The organism is Mycobacterium nebraskense, from assembly GCF_002102255.1.
GTDB classification, from domain to species: Bacteria; Actinomycetota; Actinomycetes; order Mycobacteriales; family Mycobacteriaceae; genus Mycobacterium; species Mycobacterium nebraskense.
Genome location: NZ_LQPH01000125.1, coordinates 90,301 through 112,779, shown reverse-complemented (window position 1 = coordinate 112,779; position 22,479 = coordinate 90,301). Strand labels below are relative to the sequence as shown.

Below are 22,479 nucleotides of genomic sequence, written 5' to 3'. Positions count from 1 at the left end.
TGTCCGTTGACATCCGATGTGATGTATTGCCACCGTATCTGCGGTATCGGCGTGTCTTTGCCAATCTATCCGAGGTACCGCCGGTAGCGTTGTTTAGGTGAGTGTGGCGCCGGCGGCGCTATGGCCGCAGGTCAACGGTGGCGTTGAGGTGGAATTCAACTCCTCCGGGGGTTCTTCGCGCTTGCCGCTGGCGGAGTGTGCCGCAGTGGCCTTTGAGTTGGACTGCTCACCCGTGCGTGGTTTCCCAGCGTTTCGCGGGCAGGGCAATTATCCAGGCCTGTGGTGGTTTTCGACGACTCGTGAGCACGTTGGGTACGAGTCGTGGTCGGAGCGTGACCATTTGATCGCGCTGGACGCCGATCCCGCGGTGGTTGGTGTTGCGTCGCAGCCGTTCCGGCTCCATTGGGGTGACGGCAGGCACCACGTGCCTGATTACTTCGTGCGGTTGTCCGACGGAACGGCGACGGTTCTTGACGTGCGGGCCGATGACCGAATATCGGATGCTGATGCTGAGTTGTTCGACCGGTCCGAGCAGGCGTGCCGTTCCCTGGGATGGGCCTATCGGCGAGCGGGCGTTGCGGATCCGGTCGTGACGGCGAATTTGCGCTGGTTGTCTGGGTATCGGCATCCACGGGTGTACCGCCCGGCGGTCGCCGCAGCGTTGGAGGCGGTGTTCGACTCGGCGCGGCCGCTGATGACCGGGGTGAGACCGGTCGGTGAAGCGATCATGGTGTTGCCGGTGCTGTTTCACCTGTTGTGGCACCGGCGACTGGGCGTGGATCTTTCCGCGGCTGTCTTGACCGAGGAGTCGATCGTCGGGCCCGCGTTGTCACGATGACGGGTATGCGGTCGGGTGTCATCCGCGAGGGCGATGAAATCCGGTTATCCGACGGCGTATTCACGGTTGTCACACTTTCGGGCAGTTCAGCCAGGCTGACCGATGCGGTCGGCGGGCAGTCGGTGGTACCGCTGTCTCGGCTGCTGGGCGACCCGGCGTTGGAGTTGGTGTCAGGATCGCGACCGGCTTTGTGTTCCGAAGAAGCGTTGGCCGGGGTGCCCGAGGCTGCCGCCGAGCGGGCCCGCTGGTGGGAACGGCACTTGATCGAGGTGTTGACGGGTCGACGGGTTGATTCCGAGGCGGGTAGCCGGCCGCGGCCGGAGTTCGATCCGGCGTCGCGTTCGTTGCGGCAGCGCGAATTGGCCAAGCTCGCCGAGCTGCGCTCGGCTGGCCACGAGATCAGCTTGTACACGTTGCAGCGGCAACGCTATGCCTACGAACGAGACGGCCTGCTGGGGGTTGTGGATCGCCGGCACATTCCCCGGCGGGCGATGTTCGGCCGCGTCGACGAGCGGCTGGTGGCCGCAGTGCGGCAGGCCATCGATGACGAGACCGACGTGTCGACCGGGACGGTGAGCCGCCTGCAGCGACGGGTGACCAAATCGCTGGTGGCTCAATACGGTGCCCAGGACGCACCGGCGATGCCGTCTCAGCGGACGTTCTATCGTCTGGTGAAGAGGCTGTCGGAGGGCCGGCACACGTTCGGGTCCGCGCGCACCCGGCGTTCGTTGTCCAAACAGCCCGACGGCCCGTTCGGTGCGCTGACGGTGGCGCGCCCCGGCGAGGTGGTCGAGATCGATTCGACCCCCCTGGATGTGCGGGTGGTCCTCGATGACGGCACGGTGGACCGGGTCGAGCTGACCGGCATGGTTGACGACGCGACCTGCTCGATTCCGGCCGCGGTGTTGCGGCCCACGACCAAAGCGGTCGACGCGGCGCTGCTGCTGGCCCGAGCGTTGACGCCAGAACCGATGCGGCCGGAGTGGTCCGATGCGCTGCGGATGTCGCGGTCGGTGCTGCCGTATCGCTGTTTGACCGGCGTGGATCAACGGTTGGCCGATGCGGCCGCCCGGCCGGTGATCGCCCCGGAGACCGTAGTGTGCGACCACGGGAAGGCGTATCTGTCGCAAACCTTCCGGCAGGCGTGTTGCACGTTGGGGATCAATCTGCAGCCCGCCCACCCGGATACGCCGACCGACAAACCCAAGATCGAGCGGACCCTGCAGTCGGTGGCCACCTTGTTCGCCCAGCATGTCGCCGGGTATGTCGGCTCCAGCGTCGAGCGGCGCGGCAAGAACGCCGAACAGGACGCAGTGTGGTCGATCGTGGAGCTGCAAGCCCTGCTGGATGAGTGGATCGTCGCGGTATGGCAAAACCGGCCCCACGACGGCCTGCGTGACCCCGTCACCCCGGGCAAGGCGTTGACGCCCAACGAAAAGTACGCCGCCTTGGTCGAGGTCGCCGGGTATGTTCCGGTGCCGCTGTCGGCCGAGGACTACATCGAGTTACTGCCGTCGTGCTGGCGGCGCATCAATGCCTACGGGATCCGGGTCAACAACCGCAGCTACGACGCTAAGGCACTCAACCCCTACCGCCGCCAGCACTCGGGGGTGGAATCCAAGAAGGGCCAGTGGGAGGTGCACTACGACCCCTACGACGTGTCGCGGATCTGGGTGCGCAACCATCACGACGAGGGCTGGCTGGCCGCGACCTGGACGCATTTGCGCAGCCACCCGGTACCGTTCGGCGAATTGGTATGGCAGCATGCGCGGTCCGTGCTGGCCCAGCGCGGATGCGATCAGGCCACCGAAGCCGAGATCGCCCGCGCGGCCGATGACCTGCTCGACCGGGCCGCGCAAGGCCCCGCCCCCACCCGACAGGAATCCAAGGATCGCAGGGTGGCGGGTCGAACGCGAGCCACCGCGACACCGGCCTGGCCCCGCCCGCCGGATACCGCAGAACCCTGCGATGAGGAGCCGCCGCCAGGCGGTGACGAGGACGCCGACGACATCGAGATCGCCCAAGTCATTCCACTACCGGTGTTCGATGCACGCAAGGAGGCTGAATCGTGGCGGCTGTGAACACTTTTGCCCCGGTGAGCCAACTCGAGGACCGGCGCCAACCCACCACCACGCTCGAGGGTTGGCGCCGTTTCGTCGATGCCGATCCACCCGAGTTCACCCTGTTACCCGATGAGCAGTGGAGCACCCTGTCGGAGACCGAACGGACCAACTACAACGAAGCCCGGGTAGCGCATCACAGTGAACTGGTCGTGGTCACCACGTCGGCGATCCAGCGCATCACCAACGAAGGCCGGCTGCTGACCCTGCTCAACCAACGCGAGATCGGCGCCCGGCGCGGGCTGATCATTTCCGGGGCGGCCGCGACCGGCAAGACCACCGCGGTCAAACAACTCGGCCGATTCCACGAACTGCGTATCAGGACACGATTCGCCGACAAGTCCCGGATCCCGATCGTATACGTGACCGCGCCCCCGAAAGGCTCGGCGCGCAAACTCGCGATGGAGTTCGCGCGATTCCTGGGCCTTCCGCCGATGCAACCGCGGATGAATGTCACCGATATCGCCGACGCTGTCTGCCAGGTCCTCATCGACGCCCGAACCGACATCGTGATCGTCGACGAGATCCACAACCTCAACCTCGATACCCGGGCCGGCGAGGAACTGTCCGATCACCTGAAGTACTTCACCGAACACCTGCCCGCCACGTTCGTCTACGCCGGCATCGACGTCGAGCGCTCCGGTGTGTTCACCGGCACCCGCGGACGCCAGCTCGCCGGGCGCTGCGGTGTGATCAACACCAGCCCGTTCCCGTACGCCGGGGAATGGAAGTCGCTGGTGGCCGCGATGGAAGGCACCCTGCGGTTGCACCATCACACCGCGGGAACGCTGGTCGCCGAAGCCAAATACCTGCATCGACGCACCGGCGGAATGATCGGCAGCCTGGCGCACCTGATCCGCTCGGCTGCGATCCGCAGCATGCTCGACGAAACCGAGAACCTCACCAGGGATCTGATGGACACGGTGCTCATCGACTACGCAGCCCAAACATCGGCGCAACGCCATGCCAGCTGACGTATCAACCCCACCGGCGTGGCCGCAGGGGCCTGCCGCGCCACTACCGCGCACCGTCACACCGTTTCGTGGCGAAACGGTGCAGTCCTATCTTGATCGGCTCGCGCACGCCAACCACCTAGAACCCCGAGGTCTGCGGCGCTACCTGGCCGACGGTCCAGCGATCTGCCGTCCCCGGCCGGACTGGTTGGCAACCGCCAGCGGCCAGCCCGTGGGCATCCTTCACGCCCGGCTCATCGGGCTGGCCGCCCCCGACCGCGACACCACCCGCCAACGCCGCCACGCCCGGCCCGCATGCCGCCTGTGCATGGCACGCCGCGGTGTCTATGAGCCGGTCTACTGCTGGTTGCCCGACTACGCGACCGTCTGCTGCCGCCACCGCCGATGGATCGGTGCAGGCACCTCCACCCTCGACGATCAACGCGATCTGCGCTGCGCCCCCGCGGTGATCGCCGCAGCGCAGCGCCATGCCCGACTGGATCGGTGTCACAGCGACGCTGCGCGCTTCGCGGTCAGGGATGCCGCGCGGATTCACCGCTGCTGGGCACGCAGCACCAGCCCGTTTACGCTGCCGCCTGCCCGCGCCGACGCCGACACGCACATCGGCGCCTACCCGGACCTGATCGCCTTGGCCGCCATCCTGGCCGGCGCTCATCGCCGGATCTGGGGCACCGCGCCAGCCACACCCGCCCGTGCCCGCGCCGTCGATGCGGTCTACGTCAACGTCAGCGCCCGGTTTCCCCAGCACCGCGACCAAACCCGCCCCATCGAACAGTGGATCCACGATCAACAACTCAGCGCCACCCGCCGCGCACACCACTTCGACGCGTGGAAACCACGACCAGGTCAATCCCCGCGATCACCGTGCCCGGCTGGGCCAGCTGGGCGGCGTCAGGGCTGACGGCGGCGTGTGGAGCCATGGCACAATTCAGCCCTTGCTGACATATCAGTATCGGCTGTACTGTTTGGTGCATGCTGACGTGTGAGACGCGGGAATCGGCGCTGGCTCGGCTGGGCCGAGCGCTGGCGGATCCGACGCGGTGTCGGATTCTGGTGGCACTGCTCGATGGGGTGTGCTACCCGGGCCAGTTGGCTGCGCAGCTGGGGTTGACACGGTCGAATGTGTCCAATCATTTGTCGTGTTTGCGGGGCTGCGGGCTGGTCATCGCGACCTATGAGGGCCGGCAGGTTCGCTACGCGCTGGCCGACCCTCACCTCGCCCGTGCTCTGGGCGAGCTGGTCCAGGTTGTTTTGGCGGTGGATACCGACCAGCCCTGTGTCGGCGAGGACGCCGCATCGGGCGCAGCCGAGGCCACCGTTGGTCGATGACCATCAGTGGCAGCGATCCGGTGACCTTGAAGATCGCGGTCGCTCAATCGTAGTGAGTTGGCAGAACAGAAGGGATAAGCAGTGGCTATACATGGGTTCGTGGCCAAAGCAGCCGGGACAGTGTTCACCGGGCTGGTCGGGGTGAGCGCCTACGAGGTGCTGCGCAAGGCGGTGGGCACGGCGCCGGTTCACCGGGCAGCGGTGACCGTGACGGAGTGGGGACTGCGCGGAACTCGGAGCGCAGAGGTAGCAGCGGAGTCGGCCCGGCTGAAAGTCGCCGACGTGGTCGCCGAAGCCCGCGGACGCATCGGCGACGATGCCCCTCGGCCGCCCGCCGCCAAGGCTGACGATGACGACTGCTGCCAAGTGATGGGTTAGCCGTTTTCACGGGGAAAGGTCGATTGTGCCTACTGCTGAGGTTTCCTCCGATCACGGGGCCGCGCTGGTTGTCGTGTCTGCGGGTGCGCGACGAATACGGGTGCGTGCTAACTGGTTTCGGTTCGACGCGGTGCGGGCTGTCGCGATCGAGGACTCGGTCGCCACGGTGGCTGGTGTGGATGCGGTCCGCGCGTATCCGCGCACGGCTTCCGTGGTGGTCTGGTATTCACCCGAGCGCTGCGACACCGCTGCCATTTTGTCGGCGATCGCCGCCGCCGAGCACATCCCTGCCGAGTCGGTGCCCGCCCGGGCGCCGCACTCGGTCGAGGGAGGCAACCCCGGTGTGGTGCAGAGAATCCTCGACTGGAGCGAGCGGACGCTATCCGGCGAGCAAGCTGACAGGGTTTCACAACGACCAGTGCAACGAAGCGATGGCTGCTGCGACCACGACGACAGCCACCCTGAGTCGGAGCGGCTGTGGGGCGTTGTCAAGCTGCGGCGGGCCGCGTTCTCCGGGGTGGTGCTGACAGCCTCACTGGTGACGGCGTGGCTGACTCCATTCGGGCCGGTGGCGTTGGGATTGAAAGTCGTGGCGCTCGCGGTGGGCGCTTCGACGTTCGTGCCCTCAACCGTTAGGCGACTGACCGAGGGCCGTGTCGGTGTCGGCACGTTGATGACGATCGCCGCGCTCGGCGCTGTTGGACTCGGTCAGGTCGGCGAGGCCGCGATGCTGGCGTTTTTGTTCTCCATCAGCGAGGGTTTGGAGGAATACGCGGTGGCCCGTACCCGCCGCGGCCTGCGTGCTCTGCTGGCGCTGGTGCCGGATCAGGCCACGGTCTTGCGCGCAGGTGTCGAAACCGTGGTGGCCGCAGCCGAACTGCGCGTCGGTGATCAGATGATTGTCAAACCCGGGGAACGCCTGGCCACCGACGGCATCATTGTTGCCGGGCGCACCGCCCTGGACGTCTCGGCGATTACCGGCGAATCGGTGCCGGTAGAGGCCGGACCCGGTGATGAGGTGTTCGCCGGGTCGATCAACGGGTCCGGAGTGCTGCAGGTGGAGGTCACCGCGACCGTTGAGGACAACTCGTTGGCGCGAATCGTGCAGATCGTGGAAGCCGAACAGGCCCGCAAGGGCGCCAGCCAGCGCCTGGCCGATCGGATCGCGCAGCCGTTGGTGCCGGGCATCATGATCGCCGGGGCGCTGATCGCCGGGACGGGCAGCATCTTCGGTAACCCGCTGGTGTGGATCGAACGCGCTCTGGTGGTGCTCGTCGCCGCGTCCCCGTGCGCGCTCGCCATCGCCGTGCCGGTGACCGTCGTGGCGGCAGTCGGTGCCGCCTCGAAGATCGGGGTACTGATCAAGGGCGGTGCCGCGCTGGAAGCCCTGGGCACCATCAGTGGGATCGCGCTGGACAAAACCGGAACTTTGACCGCCAACCGGCCCACCGTCATCGACATCGCCACCACCAACGACGCCACCCGCGAAGAGGTGCTGGCGGTCGCGGCCGCGCTGGAAACCCGCAGTGAACACCCGCTGGCCGCGGCCGTCCTGGCCGCTACCCAAGCGCCGGTGGCCGCCGCGAGTGACGTGCACGCCGTTGCCGGAGCTGGGCTGACCGGCCACCTCGACGGGCAAGCCATCCGGCTGGGCCGGCCCGGCTGGATCGACCCCGCCGACCTCGCCGATCACGTAGCGCACATGCAACAAGCCGGGGCCACAGCGGTGCTCGTAGAACGCGATGACCGGCTGCTCGGTGCCATCGCCGTGCGCGACGAACTACGCCCAGAAGCTCCCGAGGTCATCACCGCGCTACGTGCCGGCGGCTACCAGGTGACGATGCTCACCGGCGACAATCACGCCACCGCGGCGGCGCTCGCCGCCCAAGCCGGCATCGAGCACGTCTATGCCGAACTGCGCCCCGAGGACAAGGCTCACCTGATCGCAGAACTGGGCGCTCACCGGCCCACCGCGATGGTCGGCGACGGCGTCAACGATGCTCCGGCCCTGGCCGCCGCCGACCTGGGAATCGCGATGGGCGCCATGGGAACCGATGTCGCGATCGAAACCGCCGACGTCGCCCTGATGGGCCAAGACCTGCGGCACCTGCCCCACGCACTAGCACATGCTCGACGCTCCCGGCAGATCATGGTGCAAAACGTCGGACTCTCCCTGGGCATCATCACCGTGCTCATGCCGCTGGCGATGTTCGGAACCCTCGGCCTGGCCACGGTCGTACTGGTGCACGAGCTTGCCGAAGTCGTCGTCATCGCCAACGGCGTACGCGCCGGACGCATAACGCCTCTTGCGGGGCCAGCACGAGACACCCGGCGGCAGGACAACTCAAGGTAGCGGCGGCCGTCACTGAATCCGAGGCATCGCAGGTCAGGCCCTCAAGCGCTGCCTCAGCCACAACGACAACGGACAACAAACACCCCGCCGAGCGCATCCAGGGCCGCGGGCACCAGCCGGTAGTACGCCCACTTGCCGCGCTGGGTTCGGTCGAGCAGGCCGGCCTCGACCAGGATCTTGAGGTGATGCGACACCGTCGGCTGGGATAGCCCCACAGTAGCGGTCAGGTCGCATACACACGCCTCGGCGCCCTCATGGCCCGCGATCATTGACACAAGCCGTAGCCGGGTCGGTTCGGCCAGCGCCTTGAGCACGCCGGCCAGCCGCTCGGCGGCGGCCGCGTCGAGTACGCCGTCGGTGATCGGGCTGCAGCACGCCGCAACGTCAGCGACCAGCAACGAGTCATCGCGTTCGGTCGGGGAGGCGATCGCGGCGGGCATGGCCCCAGTATGACACACGCATTGACAGTCATCGATGTTTCCCGCACACTGCTCACATAGATGTCTGTCGATGGAAAGAGTAGGTGCGATGACCGCCGAACACAATGAGCTGCGTGATCAGGTCCGGGCCAGCTACGGCGCCGCCGCCACCGCGATCAGCGGGGGCGCTACCAACAGCGATGTGCTGACCGCCGCGAGCTGCTGCGGGTCCAGCGACTCAGCCGATATCGGGACCATCTTCGGCGCCGGTCTCTACGGCGACGACGAGCACTCCGAGATTCCCGCTGAAGCGGTTGCGGCCAGCCTGGGTTGCGGTAACCCGACCGCGGTCGCTGACTTGCACCCCGGAGAGCGGGTGCTTGACCTGGGTTCTGGCGGCGGGATCGACGTTTTGTTGTCGGCGCGCCGGGTCGGCCCGGACGGGTTTGCTTACGGCGTCGACATGACCGACGAGATGCTGGCCTTGGCGAGGCGGAACGCCGAAGAATTCCGAGCCAAGGCCGGTGTCACCAACGTCGAGTTCCGCAAGGGCACCATCGAAGACATCCCGCTGCCCGATGCCGCCGTCGATGTGGTGATCTCCAACTGCGTGATCAACCTGTCCGCCGACAAACCGGCCGTGATCGCCGAGATGTTCCGGGTGCTGGTCCCCGGCGGGCGGATCGGGATCTCCGACGTCGTCGCCGAAGACCACCTCAGTTCGGCCGAGCGCGCCGAACGCGGCTCCTACGTCGGCTGCATCGCCGGAGCGCTGTCCCGCCAGGAGTACCTCGACGGACTGGCCGCGGCCGGGTTCACCGATGCCACGGTCACGTTCACCCACCAGGTGGCCGAAGGGATGCACGGCGCGATCATCCACGCCACCAAACCCGCCGCATCGTCTGATTGAGACAGCCGCAGCGAACGACCGCGCCACCGCGCCCCGACCCACCTCACGTTGACAGCTGCCAGTGAAGCGGTACGCCGCTCGCGCCACGGGAGAGAAACCTCATGAGTGACACCGCCATATCGACTGCTGCACCCGCAGTGGCCGCCAAGCTGTCCACCCTGGACCGGCTCTTGCCGGTATGGATCGGGGTAGCGATGGCCGCCGGCCTGCTGCTGGGGCGGCTGGTGCCCGGCCTGGGCGCGGGCCTAAGTGCCATTGAGGTCGACGGAGTCTCGCTGCCCATCGCCCTTGGGCTGTTGGTGATGATGTATCCGGTGCTGGCCAAAGTCCGCTACGACCAGCTCGGCGAGGTCACCGCCGACCGCAAACTGCTGGCGTCCTCGCTGGTGTTGAACTGGCTGATCGGGCCGGCGGTGATGTTTGCCCTGGCGTGGCTGCTACTTCCCGATCTGCCCGAATACCGCACCGGGTTGATCATCGTCGGGCTGGCCCGCTGCATCGCCATGGTCATCATCTGGAACGACCTGGCCTGCGGGGACCGCGAGGCCGCCGCAGTGCTGGTCGCGTTGAACTCGATCTTTCAGGTTCTCATGTTCGCCGCGCTGGGCTGGTTTTACCTGTCGGTGCTGCCGGGCTGGCTGGGCCTGTCCCAGACCGGGATCGAGGTCTCCCCGTGGCAGATCGCCAAATCGGTGTTGATCTTCCTCGGCGTCCCACTGTTGGCCGGGTACCTGTCCCGCCGCCTAGGCGAACGCGCCAAAGGCCGCACCTGGTACGAGTCGCAATTCCTGCCCCGCATCGGCCCCTGGGCACTCTATGGACTGCTGTTCACCATCGTCATCCTGTTTGCCCTTCAAGGTGATCAGATCACCTCCCGGCCTTTCGATGTCGCCCGCATCGCGGTGCCGCTGCTGGCCTACTTCGCGATCATGTGGGCCGGCGGCTACCTGCTCGGCGCCCTCCTCAACGTCGGGTACGAGCGCACCACCACGTTGGCGTTCACCGCTGCCGGCAATAACTTCGAACTCGCGATTGCCGTCGCGATCGCCACCTACGGCGCCACCTCCGGGCAGGCCCTGGCCGGGGTCGTGGGCCCGCTCATCGAAGTACCGGTGCTGGTCGGACTCGTCTACGTGTCCCTGGCGCTGCGTACCCGCCTCTTCGGACCCGAGTCCCAATCACGCAGTGCCCGCTGATGGCCGACAAACCCAGCGTCCTGTTCGTCTGCGTGCACAACGCCGGTCGCTCCCAGATGGCGGCCGCACTGCTGATCCACCAGTCCGGTGGCCGCATCGAGGTCCGTTCCGCGGGCACCGAACCCGCCGACCAAGTCAACCCGGCGGCCGTTGCCGCGATGGCCGAACTGGGCATCGACATCACAGCCAACAGCCCCGCGGTGCTCACCGCCGACACGGTGCAAGCCAGCGACGTCGTGATCACCATGGGCTGCGGAGACACCTGCCCATACTTCCCGGGAGTCACCTACCGGGACTGGAAACTGCCCGACCCCGCCGGCCAAGCCCTTGAGGTCGTCCGCTCCATCCGCGACGACATCGCCAACCGCGTCCAGACCCTGATCGCCGAACTGCTACCTGGCACCACTACATAACCCAAACCCACAGTCACCGAAACCTGTTGCGCCACTGAGATCCCCCCGGGTTATCCAACGCGGCAACGGCCCATGAAATGCTGGTCGACTGTCTGGCCGTACCCGGGATCGATACGGCGATCGCTGAGCGTGCCGGCCCGTCTCCGTCACCGTCGATACTGATCGGCGGGGCCGAGGTGATGCGTCCCGATCCGCCCCCGATGGGTCGGTTTGGGCCTGCCCGGCCGCCACGTGATGCTGAGCTAGTGGCCGCGAGGGGCGTACATGATCACGGCAACGCCTACCAGGCAGGCCAGGGCGCCGATCACATCCCAACGGTCGGGTCGGAACCCGTCGAGGGCCATGCCCCACGCCAGCGAGCCGGCGACGAATACGCCGCCGTAGGCGGCCAAGATCCGGCCGAAATGGGCATCGGGCTGCAGGGTGGCGACGAACCCGTACATTCCTAGCGCGATGACGCCGAGTCCCGCCCAGAGCCAACCACGTTGCTCGCGGACGCCTTGCCAGACAAGCCAGGCACCGCCGATTTCGGCGACCGCAGCCAGGACGAATAACAGGATTGAACGCGCCACCATGATTGCTGATCTTAGGAGACCGTGCCGGGGCATCGGGGCGTCCCCGGCTTCCGGACGCGGCAGCCCCACAACCCGATCGTCGACCCGTGCGCGTACCCGTGACAGACACCTGCCCCGCACACCATACTCAGAGAGCCAACCCACGGGAACCGACGTGAACACGGCAATGCGTTGGCGTTCAAATCGAATGCCGCACTGCCGGTTCAGTCAGTTCTTCGAGAACTGGGCACTCGGCACTGGACCCGCTCACGCAGGCAGCACCGGCATCCTCGATCAACCCCGCAATACTGTGCTCAAGCGCACGGATCTGAGGCGCCGCAGGTCAAACGGCCAGCAGCGCCTCAGATCAAACGACAGCGGACAGCCAGATCAAAATGTCGCCGCTAAAGCGCAGGGGCGGGTGCGTGGTTGTGTCGTCGTCGTCATGACTTAACTCCTCGCTAGACAAGGTTGATGACCAACGCGGGGTGCACCAGCAGCACAACGCCAAGGATTACGAGCACCGCCCCCGTGACGCGCGTGAGCCAATCGCCGAAGGAGGCGACTCGCTCCAGCCAGATCACCACCGAGAGCGCCAGCATCCACGCCAATTGCATGGTGCCGAAGGCGATCATGACTACGAACAGCATCCAGCAGCTGCCCAGACAAAAGACGCCGTAGCGCCCACCGGCACGAAGCGCCCGGGCCGGGCTGTCGTGGTACTTGCCGCACGGCGGGGAAACCGACAATGGCCAGTAGCAGTGCCGCAGGCACGCTGCTTTCAGCGGCGTGAGCTGATAGATCCCGGCGGCCAGCGCTATGGCGCCGGCCAGGCGGCCGACCCACGGTGATCCGTGTGCCAGTGGCCCGTTGAGGTGGCTCCACGCCCAGAAGGCGGGGATCCCGGTGGCGCTCCACAGGGCCAGGTATCCGGCGACGAAGACGATCGCTGGAGCGGCGCTGCCGGTGGCGGCGCGGGCGTAGGCGCGAACGACGGGCAGGACCGCAGGAAGCATCATCGCGGCCATCATGGCCACCCACGCGATGAGGAAACCGGCGAACGACATCATTGGCGCGGTCTCCATGGGCATTCCTGGCTCGGTGTCCATAGACATGGCGTCGCCGGTCATGCTGACCACTGACCACCACCAGCCCACCCCCGCCACACCCAGCAGGGCGGCCGGCAACCACGCATCAGTCCATGACCACTCACGCATTTCGGTGCTGTTCATGGTCTAGTGGCCGGGACCGACGGTGGCGTCGGCATCCAGGTCGCTTTCCAGAATCCAGCACACCGTGGACTGGTCATGTTCGGTGGGCGCGGCGTGCGCCGCGTGGTCGAGAAGGGTCTGCAGGTGGCCTTCGAGGGCGACCAGTTCGGCGATCTGCGCGCGGACTTGGTCCAGACGGGTGTGCAGGACCTGTTGCACGTGCCCGCACGGCACCTCACCGCGGTCGTGGATCGCCAGGATTTGGCGCACCTTCTGCAAGGTCAGCCCGGCGGCTTGGCCCCGATGGATGAACCGCAGCCGATCCACGACCTCGGGCCCGTAGTCGCGGTACCCCGACGCCGTGCGTGCCGGTGGCGGGAGCAGCCCCGCGTTCTCGTAGAAGCGAATGGTTTTCGCGCTGGTATTGCTGAGTTTCGCTAGTTCGCCGATCTGCATGGAACCCATCCTTGACCTTCCACTGTACTGGAAGGTCAAGGATGGGTTCGTGTCGCTCCGCAGCGACCGTGGCCGACTGGTCACCGTTTGGCGGTGCAACGACGGGAAGGGAGTGCTTGGTATGGCGTGGCATGGGTTCTTGATGAAGGCGGCGCCCACGGTGGTAACCGGGGTGGTGGGGGTTGCGGCGTATGAGGCAGTGCGCACGGCCGTGGCGAAGGTTCCGTTGCGCACGGCAACCGTTGCTGTGACCGCGTGGGGCATCCGGGCCGCCCGCGAAGCGCAGCGCACGGCCGAAACGAACACGGAACAGATCCGATTGACGGTCGCCGACGTGGTTGCCGAGGCACGAGAGCGCGCCGGAGAGGACACCGAACCGGCGATCGTGACGAGCCCGGGCGACGGCCATGACGACTGAGGTCCTGCCGGCCGCCGACGCCACGGCGACGGTCGTATCGGACGCGTCCGGGCGGATGCGGCTGCGCATCACCGGATTTCATGTCGATGCGGTCCGGGCCGTCGCGATCGAGGAGACTCTGGCCACGGTGCCCGGTGTGCAGGCGGTGACGGCCTATCCGCGCACGGCATCGGTGGTGATCCAGTATTCGCCGCAGCGCTGCGACACCGCGGCGGTGCTGTCGGCGATCGGCGTAGCCGAGCACATCCCTGCAGAGTTGGTGCCCACCCGTGCCCCGCATTCCGGCGATGCGCGCACCCCCGGGGTGGTGCGCAAGGCCATCGGTGGACTCCGCCGATTACTGGGCGCCCGGCCCGATAGCGACGCGCCGCGCGACACCGAGGGTAGTGGCGGCTGCGGGCAGGGACAGGGCGGTGCGTGCGGCACGGCGTCCTCGGGTGAACTGAACAGGCGTGAGCAGCGGAACTGGTTGCGGCGGTTGTGGCTGGCCATGCCGTTGGCGCTGCTGGCGTCGGTGTCGACGATGGTGTTCGGCGCCTATCCGTGGGCGGGGTGGTTGGCGTTCGCGGCGACGGTACCGGTGCAATTCGTCGCCGGGTGGCCGTTCCTGCGCGGCGCGGTGCAGCAGGCGCGGGCGGGAAGCGCCAACATGGACACGCTGATCACACTGGGCACATTGACCGCATTCGGCTACTCCACGTATGAGTTGTTCGCCGGTGGCGCACTGTTCTTCGAGACGGCGGCGCTGATCATTGCGTTCGTGGTGCTGGGTCGCTATTTCGAGGCCAGATCCACGAGCAAGGCGTCGGAGGCGATCGGCAAGCTTTTGGAGATGGGCGCCAAGGAAGCCTGCCTGCTCGTCGGCGGGCAAGAAATTCTCGTGCCGGTTGATCAGGTACAAGTCGGAGACCTGGTACGGGTACGGCCTGGGGAGAAGATCCCGGTCGACGGCGAGATCACCGACGGGCGCGCCGTCGTCGATGAGTCAATGCTGACCGGCGAGTCCGTCCCGGTCGAAAAATCGGTGGGCGACCGTGTTGCCGGTGCGACGGTCAACATCGACGGGCTGCTGACCGTGCGCGCCACCGCCGTCGGCGCCGATACCGCGCTGGCGCAGATTGTGCGCCTGGTCGAGCAGGCACAGGGCGGCAAGGCGCCGGTACAGCGACTGGCTGACCGGGTCTCGGCGGTGTTCGTCCCGGCCGTCGTCGGGGTTGCCGCGGTGACGTTTGCCGGGTGGACGCTGATCGCCGCCAACCCGGTCGCCGGTATGACCGCCGCGGTGGCGGTGCTGATCATCGCGTGCCCGTGTGCGCTGGGCCTGGCCACTCCCACGGCGATCACGGTCGGCACCGGCCGCGGCGCGGAGCTGGGGATCCTGGTCAAAGGCGGCGAGGTGATGGAAGCGTCGAAGAAGATCGACACCGTGGTGTTCGACAAAACCGGCACGCTGACCCGCGCCCAGATGCGGGTCACCGATGTGATTGCCGGCAAGCGGCGCCAGCCCAATCTGGTGCTGCAGATCGCCGCCGCGGTCGAGTCGGGCTCCGAGCACCCCATCGGCGCGGCGATCGTCGCGGCCGCGCGCGAGCTGGGGTTGCAGATTCCGGCCGCCACGGCGTTCGCCAGCCTCGCCGGCCACGGGGTGCAGGCCCAGATCGACGGCCGCACCGTGCTGGTCGGACGTCGCACACTTGTCGACGACCACGAGCTGCTGCTGCCTGAGCACCTTGCGGCGGCGGCCGCCGAACTCGAAGAGCAGGGCCGCACCGCGGTGTTCGTCGGCCGCGACGACCACGTTGTGGGCGTGCTCGCCGTCGCTGACACGGTCAAGGACGACGCCGCCGACGTGGTCGCTCAACTGCACGCCATGGGCTTGCAGGTCGCCATGATCACCGGCGACAACGCGCGCACCGCCGCCGCGATCGCCACACAGGTCGGCATCGATCACGTCCTGGCTGAGGTGCTGCCGCAGGACAAGGTCACCGAGATCGAGCGGCTACAAGACCAGGGGCGGGTGGTCGCGATGGTGGGCGACGGCGTCAACGACGCCCCCGCGCTGGTGCAGGCCGATCTGGGCATTGCGATCGGCACCGGCACCGACGTGGCCATCGAGGCCTCCGACATCACGCTGATGTCCGGCCGGCTCGACGGTGTTGTGGAGGCGATCGCGCTCTCGCGGCAGACGCTGCGCACGATCCACCAGAACCTTGGCTGGGCCTTCGGCTACAACACCGCCGCGATCCCCCTAGCCGCACTCGGTCTGCTCAACCCGATCATCGCGGGAGCGGCGATGGGGCTCTCCTCGGTCAGCGTGGTCACCAACTCGCTGCGGCTACGCCGCTTCGGCCGCCACACCCGACAAGGATCGCCCCAGACCGCCCACATGGTGGACATCCCAGATAGCGCGACGTGGGATTCGTGAAGCCAGTAGGTATGCCACAACATCGGCGCTCATTCACCCCGCAGTATCGAGTCACGGCCGCGCACATGGTGATCGACGGGCAGCGGCGAGTCGCTGAGGTAGCCCGCCAGCTAAACGTGGACACGAGCCTGCTGCATACATGGGTGCGCGATGAGCGGTGGCTGATGTCCCAGGCCCGCAGCGGTGACGGCCAGCGGCCAGATGTCGCTGGCGAACAGCCGCTTTCGGTCCAGGAGCGAGCGGATTTGGTCCGGCTAGGGCAGACCGCAGCCGAGCAGGCGCAAGAAATGGCCGGCATAGACGCGTCTCGGCACACTTTGCGACCGCAGCAGCGGCGAGCCGCGGCTTGAACTCGCCGCAAGGGAGTGCGCCTGCCACGGCGTACCCGAAATCGCCGAGCTACCGGGCGCGTCGAACTCCGGCTGCAACTGTCACCGGGTCGCGAAAATTGACCCACCTGAGATGCTAATGACGGGTGTTGGGAGACCGTGGGATGCGGATTGAGATTCTGAGCAGCCCGGGCTGTCCGAACGCGGCAACGGCCCATGAAATGCTGGTCGACTGTTTGGCCGTGGTCGGGATCAACACGGCGATCGTTGAGCGGGTCGGACCCTTTCCGTCACCGTCGATACTGATTGACGGCACCGATGTGATGCGTCCCGATCGGCCGCCGACGGGTGACGTCTGTCGGTTGGATCTGCCCAGCCGTGACGTCATACTGACCGCGCTGCGACGGGCGATTGCGGCCGAAAGCTAGTGGCCGCGAGGAGCGTACATGTTCACGGCAACGCCGGCCAGGAAAACCAGGGGCGCCAAGCACGTCCCAGCGGCCGGGTCGGAACCCCTCGAGGGCCATACCCCACGCCAGCGAGCCGCCGACGAACACGCCTCCCCGTAGGCGGCCAGGATCCGGCCTATTTACCTCAGATCAGATGACAAACCACCCGCAACAGGATCGCCATTTGATCTGAGGCACCGCAGGTCAGACGCCCGCACCTGCCTCAGATAGAACGACAACGGACAGCCGGCTCGGCGATGTCAGCAGCCGCTGCAGAGACACCAACTCATCGCCACGCTCGTGCCTCAACCCTCAAATAGCAAACGGCAAGTCCCGCTGGCGGCGGTCAGGCTCGACCCAAACCGCGAAATTTGCCACACCAGCCGTCATTCTCATGCATAACAGCTATTATGCATGAACAATGTCGGCGACCAGCCGCACTCGCCCACCCGCGCACCAAGGAATGTGAGACATGACCAGCCAGGCCACGTGGCCGCCACCAGCGTCAATCGACGATCTTCCCAGGGACGGGTGGAGCTGGAGTGATTTCAGCCGACCCGTGTTCGAGTTCGCGCAGGTGCTTTCCGACACGAACGCTGTCGCGTGGTCGGGTGATTCGTGGGCGTTCTGGGAAAAGCCCTGGGATTGGGACAATGCACATGCGTTGTGGGAGAAGCTCGGTAAGCCTCGCCGAGACGATCCCACGTGGATGCGCTTCGTCCACGCGGTCGACACCCACACCGAAGCCGAACAGTTGACCGCCCTGCAAAACACCGGTCGTCTTCCCGCGCTGTGGTGGGAGGATGACGGCGAGTGGTCCACATTCACCAAAGTGCTTGTCTCAGCGGGCCATAGCTATCTTTCTGGCTACGTGACTCCAACCCGCACCCGCACGGCGCGATGGCGTGACGTATTCCGCTGGACCTTCGACGCACCCCATGCCGACTGGGTAGCACTCGGCCGGCCCCAGCGGCGTACCCACGGGTGGGCCGAATTCCTCATCAAGTGGCGCATGCCCGGACCGGCTCGCCGTGGCGGGTGAAACACGTCCACGGACCCCGAGCCCGAGCCGTGGACGCACTGATGCCCAACGACCTAGCTGGTTCCGCGCATTCCTCACCGACCGCGCTACCCGCAAGCCATCGCCGCACACCCTGCAGGCCTACCGACAAGACTTCGACGCGATCGCCAGCGCCATCACCGGCGCCGACCCAGGACAAGACCTGTCAAGGCTCGACCCGCTTGACCTCACCAAAGATGCGCTGCGCCAAGCCTTTGCGGCCTACGCTGGCTCCCACGAAGCAGCCTCGATCCGCCGCTGCTGGTCGACATGGAACACCTTGTGCACCTACCTCTACACCACCGAACTGCTCCCCGGAAATCCTATGCAGGTGATCGGCCAACCCAAACCGGCCAAGGCCCTTCCCCGATCACTTCCCGCCGAGGCCGCTGAAGCACTCATCACCGCGATAGAGGCGCCGGCGGCCAACAAACGCGCGACCGACTGGCCCGAGCGCGACCGCGCCATCATCTTGACGGCCCTGCTGGCCGGGCTGCGCGCGGCCGAGCTCCGGGGCGCCAACATCGGCGACCTACGTCTCAGCGACGGCGGTGGGGTCCTTCGGGTACGCGGAAAAGGCGGCAAGCACCGTTCAGTTCCTATCGAACAAGCCCTCGTCGACGTCCTCAACAGCTACCTCACCACCCGGGCGGCCCGCTTCCCCGCCACCACCCGCGGGCGATCGGGCCAAAATCCGCGGCCACAGTGGCCAGCCAGCGCGGCTCTGTTCGTCGGCCGCGATGGCGCCCGAATCACCCGCGGCGCTTTGCAATACCGTGTGCTGCGCGCATTCAACCTGGCCGGGCCCGACGCCCAGCGCACCCCCGGCGCGATGGTTCACGCGCTCCGGCACACCTACGCCACCGAGCTCGCCGGCGCCAACATCAGCGTCTACACCCTCATGAAGCTGCTAGGCCATGAATCCATGGCCACCTCGCAACGCTACGTCACCGCCGCTGGCTCTGAAACCCGCTCGGCCGCCGCGCAAAACCCACTCTATGAACTACTCGCTCCCACAGTCGAGGGCGACGGCGATCGCCCAGCGGCCTCGCCCGCAGATTCGACGCAATAACCTCGCACTGGCCATCGCACAACGCACTGCCAGCTGGGAGAATTGGACCAACAGCGGCTAGGACGGCTTGTGTCAGACCCGGTCGGTAATCTAAGGCGAACCCGCAATCAGCGCTGAAATGGTGAAGGCCGAGCGAATGCAGATTCTGGTACTAATCCTGATAAACGTCACCGGCATCATGGCGCCGTTGCTGATCCTGCGCATCATGCGGGCGCCGGTCTCGGCTCTCATCGCCACCGCCGTGATGGACGCCATGGTCTGGGCCGCCATGTTCATCTTCGACCCTGTCGGCAAGTACCTCATGCCCCTGTTATCCCAGCTCCATTCATAAGCGTTGGGCAATTAAGACATTCCGGCGCCGCCTTTAACGTCCATCAAGAGCTTGCAGCGTGCACGAATCACCAAGGGACGGCGTGTAAATCGTGTACTGGCAGTGCTGGCAACGGTGTGAGCGGTGCATTCGTCGTTCGCAACGGCAGTGTGCTATGCCAACGAGCACCTGGTGCGCTCCGAGTTGCGCGCCGCATTCCGGACAGTGCGACGGGCGGTGTTCTTCCCACCCGCGCCGGGTCTGCACAAGCCGCATTTTTGCGATGGTAGCGGGGAATTGAAGTTGAAGCGCCTGCGGCGCTGCTGAATGGCTTGGGCCTTGCCCAAGCCCATGTTTGTTTGCCTTTCTGGCTTTCGATTATGCCGGCGGTCCGCTTCGCGTCAAGGCCACGGCCTGCGCTTCGCTTCGGGCACAAGGCTCGCACAGTTCCCCGGCACGCTCGCTTCGCTCGCGGCGGCCAACTGTGCGCCCGGACCTTGCACTCCGCGTCCCTATGCCGGCCCAAATCTCAATTGCCAGAAGGCAAACAGAACAGGCGGCCATGCGGACGCCTGACCCACCCAGAAAGGTTCAACCATGACCGACATCACCAGCACCGACACTGCGGGCAATGCCACTGACCAGCCGATCGGCACCTTGGAACACCTTGATCCGGCGTTGCTCGACATTGGTGACAATGTTCGCGACGATGCCGCGCTGAGCAAGGCGTTCATCGCCAACATCGCCGAAAATGGCGTCCTGGTGCCGATTACGGCTGTCCGCGACGCGGAACGGCCCGAGGTCATCCGTGTCCGCAACGGACAGCGGCGCACTCTTGCTGCCCGCGAAGCGGGATTATCCAGCGTCCCCGTCTATGTGCTGCCGTCCACTGCTGCCGATGCCACCCAGGAAACCATCGACCGCATCGTGCACCAGATCGTCACCAACGATCAAAAGCTCGACATCACCGACGCGCAACGGGCGCGCGGTATCCAGCAGATGATCGATGCGGGGATGTCGGTGACCAAGGTGGCCAAGAAGCTGTCTGTGGGCAAGGACGCTGTGAAGGCCGCCCACACGGCCTCGCGGTCGGCGACGGCCATGGATGCGCTGGCTAGTGGCCAGCTGAGCCTGGTCGAAGCGGCGGCGATCACCGAGTTTGAGGACATGCCCGGTGCCGTTGAGCGGCTGATGAGTGCGGCTGACAGCGGCTGGTTCGAGCACACGGTCGCCCAACTGCGCCAGCAACGTGCCACTGACGAGGCCCGCGCCCAAGTGGCCCCGGCCTACGCCGACAAGGGGTTCACTCTCCTTGAGCAGCGCCCGGATTCGTGGGACCCGGCTTGCATCCCGCTGCATCACCTGGTGACCGCTGACGGGGAGGAAGCCGACGACGACGCGGTGACGCACCCCGCCCATTGGGCTGTGTTGCTCGTTGAGGACACCGCATGGTGCGACGTGGAAACCGGTGAAGTGATTGACGAAGAGAGCGTGGACTGGGAGACCGAGGATCAGCCGGACGCCACACCCGCAGAGGGGATGCGCCACGCCAACACGGTCACCGAGGCGCAGGTGTTCACTCCCGATTACTACTGCCTCGACTACCGCGCCGCCGGTCTGACGCCGCAGAGCTGGTTCGCGCGGCAAGCCGGGCTGGTGGACACCGACACCGGCGAAGCAGTCGACCTGGACGACGAGGCCCGCGAAGCCGCACGCCAGCAGGCGGCGATCGAGCGGGCCGAGACCGAAAAGCGTGAGCGCCGTAAAGTGTTGGCGCTCAACAAGCTCGGTGATGCGGCCCTTGGCGTGCGGCGTGATTTCGTCAAGAAGCTGTTGGCGCGAAAGACACCTCCCAAGGGCGCCGGTCTCTTCGTGGCGGACTGCTTGGCCCGTGACAGTGCGTTGCTCACGAACAACAACGCGCTGGACACCACCGCCGAACTGCTCGGACTCGACAGCGGCCAGGCCGTGGCCAAGCTCGTGGCCGAGCTACCCGCCAACGGCGACGCACGCGCGCAGGTGATCACGCTGGGCCTGATTCTCGGTGCGCTCGAATCGCGCACCCCCAAGGATGCTTGGCGCAACAACAGCGGCTGGTGGGGCCATCACGTCGGCGGCGCTGAGTACCTGCGCTGGCTCGCCGACAACGACTATCCGCTGGCTCCCGTCGAGGAAGTCGTGACCAAGGCCAAAAGCACCGACGAGGTGTATGAGCAGTACTTGGCTGATGCGGTAAAGGAGTAGCGCGCCGCTCGGGTGGGGTCAGGGCTGCGGCTCTGGCCCCACCTTGGGCGATGGCGATCCGCCCCCGTCATGCCCTGCTGCGTGTTCGCTGCGGCGGCAGCAGCATCACGATGCCCGCCGTTGGCGGCTAAACACGTTCTGCCTTCTGGGCTTTCGATTCTGACCGGCCGGGTCGCTACTTGCAAGGCGCCGGCCTCCGCGCTGCTGCGGGCCGGTGGCTCGCGAACTTTTCCCCAAGCCGCTCGCTGGCGCTCACTGGGAAAACTTCGCGCCCGGGCCTTGCATTCCACGACCCGCGGGCCGGTCTATATCCCCAATGCCAGAAGGGCAAAAGAATGGCATCAAATAACAGGAAGCGCTATCGAAGGAATACGGTAATGAGTCACATCTGTGGTTGGCGCATGGTGAATGAAAGGCGAACGTGGATAGGCATCACTGGCGAGTATGTTGTCGCGCTACGGTTACCGCCAGATCGTCCTGGGCGAGAATCAGCCTGAATCTGTATGTAGGGTTCCGGTTGGCTCAAAGGCGAGCCGTAGTCGGCGCTGGCCGCCTCAACGAGGCTGGTAGTACACGCTTTCTCCTCACCGATGTTGAGCAGAGCTCACCGCCCAAGAGAATGGCGCATACGTGTCGGGAAGCAGCTCCAAAGAATGTCGATAAGTGGTCGAATTTCTTTCTCCCGGCTATGGCATAAGGACAATCACGGCAGTAATATTGAATTATCAATCGCAGCACCAACCATTTGCGAAGGAGGCTCGTAATGTCCCCGATCACTGTTTATACAAAACCTGCCTGCGTGCAGTGCAACGCGACTTTCCGGGCGCTGGATAAAAAGGGAATCAGTTACCAGAAAGTCGACGTGACCGAGCACCCAGAGGCCCGCGAATACGTCATGAGTCTGGGCTATCTGGGCGCACCCGTCGTCTATGTCTCGCCCACGGTGCATTGGTCGGGGTTCCGCCCGGATCGCTTGGCCGGCCTGGCCGCCGCCTAACAGCTGCACCCCTGACCGAAAGGA

The 22,479-nt window shown here is 66.1% G+C and carries 21 protein-coding genes and 2 pseudogenes; 18 read left to right on the top strand and 5 right to left on the bottom strand.

The window, feature by feature from the left end; genetic code table 11:
- Positions 1–97 precede the first annotated feature (97 nt).
- The 7 genes from AWC17_RS15795 (at position 98) to AWC17_RS15765 (ending at position 7,992) form a co-directional block, all read left to right on the top strand.
- Positions 98–838, top strand: a complete 741-nt coding sequence (locus AWC17_RS15795) for a TnsA-like heteromeric transposase endonuclease subunit (RefSeq protein ID WP_099459185.1) — start codon at positions 98–100, stop codon at positions 836–838.
- 5 nt (positions 839–843) lie between these two features.
- Positions 844–2,919 carry a Mu transposase C-terminal domain-containing protein gene (locus tag AWC17_RS15790; RefSeq protein WP_224111287.1) on the top strand — a complete coding sequence of 692 codons (2,076 nt, stop codon included), beginning with the start codon at positions 844–846 and terminating at the stop codon, positions 2,917–2,919.
- Entirely contained in the window at positions 2,907–3,932 is a 1,026-nt protein-coding gene (locus AWC17_RS15785; protein ID WP_007172501.1) for a TniB family NTP-binding protein, read from the top strand. Before AWC17_RS15790 ends, AWC17_RS15785 begins: the two co-directional genes overlap by 13 nt.
- Positions 3,933–4,011: 79 nt before the next feature.
- Entirely contained in the window at positions 4,012–4,833 is an 822-nt protein-coding gene (locus tag AWC17_RS15780; RefSeq protein ID WP_046182414.1) for a hypothetical protein, read from the top strand.
- A 71-nt stretch (positions 4,834–4,904) separates the two neighbouring features.
- Positions 4,905–5,261: a Cd(II)/Pb(II)-sensing metalloregulatory transcriptional regulator CmtR gene (gene cmtR / locus AWC17_RS15775; protein WP_007170255.1), complete on the top strand. Its 357-nt coding sequence runs from the start codon at positions 4,905–4,907 to the stop codon at positions 5,259–5,261.
- An 81-nt stretch (positions 5,262–5,342) separates the two neighbouring features.
- Complete coding sequence (locus tag AWC17_RS15770; protein ID WP_033718759.1) at positions 5,343–5,639, top strand: DUF1490 family protein; 297 nt, start codon at positions 5,343–5,345, stop codon at positions 5,637–5,639.
- A gap of 64 nt (positions 5,640–5,703) precedes the next feature.
- Complete coding sequence (locus AWC17_RS15765) at positions 5,704–7,992, top strand: heavy metal translocating P-type ATPase (RefSeq protein ID WP_033718775.1); 2,289 nt, start codon at positions 5,704–5,706, stop codon at positions 7,990–7,992.
- 53 nt (positions 7,993–8,045) lie between these two features.
- On the opposite strand, the gene AWC17_RS15760 is transcribed toward AWC17_RS15765, so the two are convergent.
- Positions 8,046–8,432, bottom strand: coding sequence for an ArsR/SmtB family transcription factor (locus tag AWC17_RS15760; protein WP_007170252.1), 387 nt, complete (start codon positions 8,430–8,432; stop codon positions 8,046–8,048).
- Between the two features lie 88 nt (positions 8,433–8,520).
- Here AWC17_RS15760 and arsM point away from each other — a divergent pair, with 88 nt between their 5' ends.
- Together arsM and arsB are read left to right on the top strand one after the other, a co-directional pair.
- Positions 8,521–9,321: an arsenite methyltransferase gene (arsM, locus tag AWC17_RS15755; protein ID WP_007170251.1), complete on the top strand. Its 801-nt coding sequence runs from the start codon at positions 8,521–8,523 to the stop codon at positions 9,319–9,321.
- 101 nt (positions 9,322–9,422) lie between these two features.
- Positions 9,423–10,930, top strand: a pseudogene (arsB, locus tag AWC17_RS15750) (ACR3 family arsenite efflux transporter).
- Positions 10,931–11,172: 242 nt separating this feature from the next.
- Here arsB and AWC17_RS15735 read toward each other — a convergent pair.
- The 3 genes from AWC17_RS15735 to AWC17_RS15725 form a co-directional block, all read right to left on the bottom strand.
- Positions 11,173–11,505, bottom strand: a complete 333-nt coding sequence (locus AWC17_RS15735; protein WP_007170248.1) for a YnfA family protein — start codon at positions 11,503–11,505, stop codon at positions 11,173–11,175.
- A gap of 440 nt (positions 11,506–11,945) precedes the next feature.
- Positions 11,946–12,716, bottom strand: a complete 771-nt coding sequence (locus AWC17_RS15730) for a DUF2182 domain-containing protein (RefSeq protein WP_007170247.1) — start codon at positions 12,714–12,716, stop codon at positions 11,946–11,948.
- Between the two features lie 3 nt (positions 12,717–12,719).
- Positions 12,720–13,151, bottom strand: coding sequence for a heavy metal-responsive transcriptional regulator (locus tag AWC17_RS15725; RefSeq protein ID WP_007170246.1), 432 nt, complete (start codon positions 13,149–13,151; stop codon positions 12,720–12,722).
- Between the two features lie 121 nt (positions 13,152–13,272).
- On the opposite strand from AWC17_RS15725, the gene AWC17_RS15720 reads away from it, so the two are divergent.
- The 4 genes from AWC17_RS15720 to AWC17_RS15705 all read left to right on the top strand — a co-directional run bounded on the left by AWC17_RS15720 (position 13,273) and on the right by AWC17_RS15705 (position 16,751).
- A complete protein-coding gene (locus AWC17_RS15720; protein WP_033718771.1) occupies positions 13,273–13,569 on the top strand; it encodes a DUF1490 family protein in 297 nt (98 codons plus the stop codon).
- A gap of 55 nt (positions 13,570–13,624) precedes the next feature.
- A complete protein-coding gene (locus tag AWC17_RS15715) occupies positions 13,625–15,994 on the top strand; it encodes a copper-translocating P-type ATPase (RefSeq protein WP_089150873.1) in 2,370 nt (789 codons plus the stop codon).
- An 11-nt stretch (positions 15,995–16,005) separates the two neighbouring features.
- On the top strand, positions 16,006–16,344 hold the full coding sequence (locus AWC17_RS15710; protein WP_033718757.1) for a transposase: 339 nt from the start codon (positions 16,006–16,008) through the stop codon (positions 16,342–16,344).
- 143 nt (positions 16,345–16,487) lie between these two features.
- Positions 16,488–16,751, top strand: coding sequence for a hypothetical protein (locus tag AWC17_RS15705; protein WP_007172605.1), 264 nt, complete (start codon positions 16,488–16,490; stop codon positions 16,749–16,751).
- On the opposite strand, the pseudogene AWC17_RS32095 reads toward AWC17_RS15705, so the two are convergent.
- A pseudogene (locus AWC17_RS32095) lies at positions 16,748–16,909 on the bottom strand (YnfA family protein); the annotation flags it as partial. The gene AWC17_RS15705 and the pseudogene AWC17_RS32095 sit on opposite strands and share 4 nt — an antisense overlap.
- A 335-nt stretch (positions 16,910–17,244) precedes the next feature.
- Between AWC17_RS32095 and AWC17_RS15700 the strand changes: the two are divergent.
- From AWC17_RS15700 to nrdH, 5 genes are all read left to right on the top strand, one after another.
- Entirely contained in the window at positions 17,245–17,814 is a 570-nt protein-coding gene (locus AWC17_RS15700; RefSeq protein WP_007172408.1) for a hypothetical protein, read from the top strand.
- Entirely contained in the window at positions 17,804–18,904 is a 1,101-nt protein-coding gene (locus tag AWC17_RS15695) for a tyrosine-type recombinase/integrase (RefSeq protein WP_007172409.1), read from the top strand. The genes AWC17_RS15700 and AWC17_RS15695 overlap by 11 nt, the downstream gene beginning before the upstream one ends.
- A 118-nt stretch (positions 18,905–19,022) precedes the next feature.
- Positions 19,023–19,235, top strand: a complete 213-nt coding sequence (locus AWC17_RS15690) for a hypothetical protein (protein WP_007172410.1) — start codon at positions 19,023–19,025, stop codon at positions 19,233–19,235.
- A gap of 576 nt (positions 19,236–19,811) precedes the next feature.
- A complete protein-coding gene (locus tag AWC17_RS15685) occupies positions 19,812–21,458 on the top strand; it encodes a ParB/RepB/Spo0J family partition protein (RefSeq protein WP_007172412.1) in 1,647 nt (548 codons plus the stop codon).
- A 763-nt stretch (positions 21,459–22,221) separates the two neighbouring features.
- Entirely contained in the window at positions 22,222–22,455 is a 234-nt protein-coding gene (nrdH, locus tag AWC17_RS15680) for a glutaredoxin-like protein NrdH (RefSeq protein ID WP_007172413.1), read from the top strand.
- The last annotated feature ends 24 nt before the right edge of the window (positions 22,456–22,479 follow it).

Excerpts from the sequence above, each read along its gene's own strand:
- AWC17_RS15735 (WP_007170248.1), bottom strand. The coding sequence starts at position 11,505 with ATGGTGGCGCGTTCAATCCTGTTATTCGTCCTGGCTGCGGTCGCCGAA.
- AWC17_RS15690 (WP_007172410.1), top strand. The coding sequence starts at position 19,023 with ATGGTGAAGGCCGAGCGAATGCAGATTCTGGTACTAATCCTGATAAAC.
- AWC17_RS15710 (WP_033718757.1), top strand. The coding sequence starts at position 16,006 with ATGCCACAACATCGGCGCTCATTCACCCCGCAGTATCGAGTCACGGCC.
- AWC17_RS15730 (WP_007170247.1), bottom strand. The coding sequence starts at position 12,716 with ATGAACAGCACCGAAATGCGTGAGTGGTCATGGACTGATGCGTGGTTG.
- cmtR (WP_007170255.1), top strand. The coding sequence starts at position 4,905 with ATGCTGACGTGTGAGACGCGGGAATCGGCGCTGGCTCGGCTGGGCCGA.
- nrdH (WP_007172413.1), top strand. The coding sequence starts at position 22,222 with ATGTCCCCGATCACTGTTTATACAAAACCTGCCTGCGTGCAGTGCAAC.
- AWC17_RS15790 (WP_224111287.1), top strand. The coding sequence starts at position 844 with ATGCGGTCGGGTGTCATCCGCGAGGGCGATGAAATCCGGTTATCCGAC.
- AWC17_RS15720 (WP_033718771.1), top strand. The coding sequence starts at position 13,273 with ATGGCGTGGCATGGGTTCTTGATGAAGGCGGCGCCCACGGTGGTAACC.
- AWC17_RS15725 (WP_007170246.1), bottom strand. The coding sequence starts at position 13,151 with ATGCAGATCGGCGAACTAGCGAAACTCAGCAATACCAGCGCGAAAACC.
- AWC17_RS15685 (WP_007172412.1), top strand. The coding sequence starts at position 19,812 with ATGACCGACATCACCAGCACCGACACTGCGGGCAATGCCACTGACCAG.
- AWC17_RS15705 (WP_007172605.1), top strand. The coding sequence starts at position 16,488 with ATGCGGATTGAGATTCTGAGCAGCCCGGGCTGTCCGAACGCGGCAACG.
- arsM (WP_007170251.1), top strand. The coding sequence starts at position 8,521 with ATGACCGCCGAACACAATGAGCTGCGTGATCAGGTCCGGGCCAGCTAC.
- AWC17_RS15760 (WP_007170252.1), bottom strand. The coding sequence starts at position 8,432 with ATGCCCGCCGCGATCGCCTCCCCGACCGAACGCGATGACTCGTTGCTG.
- AWC17_RS15715 (WP_089150873.1), top strand. The coding sequence starts at position 13,625 with ATGCGGCTGCGCATCACCGGATTTCATGTCGATGCGGTCCGGGCCGTC.
- AWC17_RS15700 (WP_007172408.1), top strand. The coding sequence starts at position 17,245 with ATGACCAGCCAGGCCACGTGGCCGCCACCAGCGTCAATCGACGATCTT.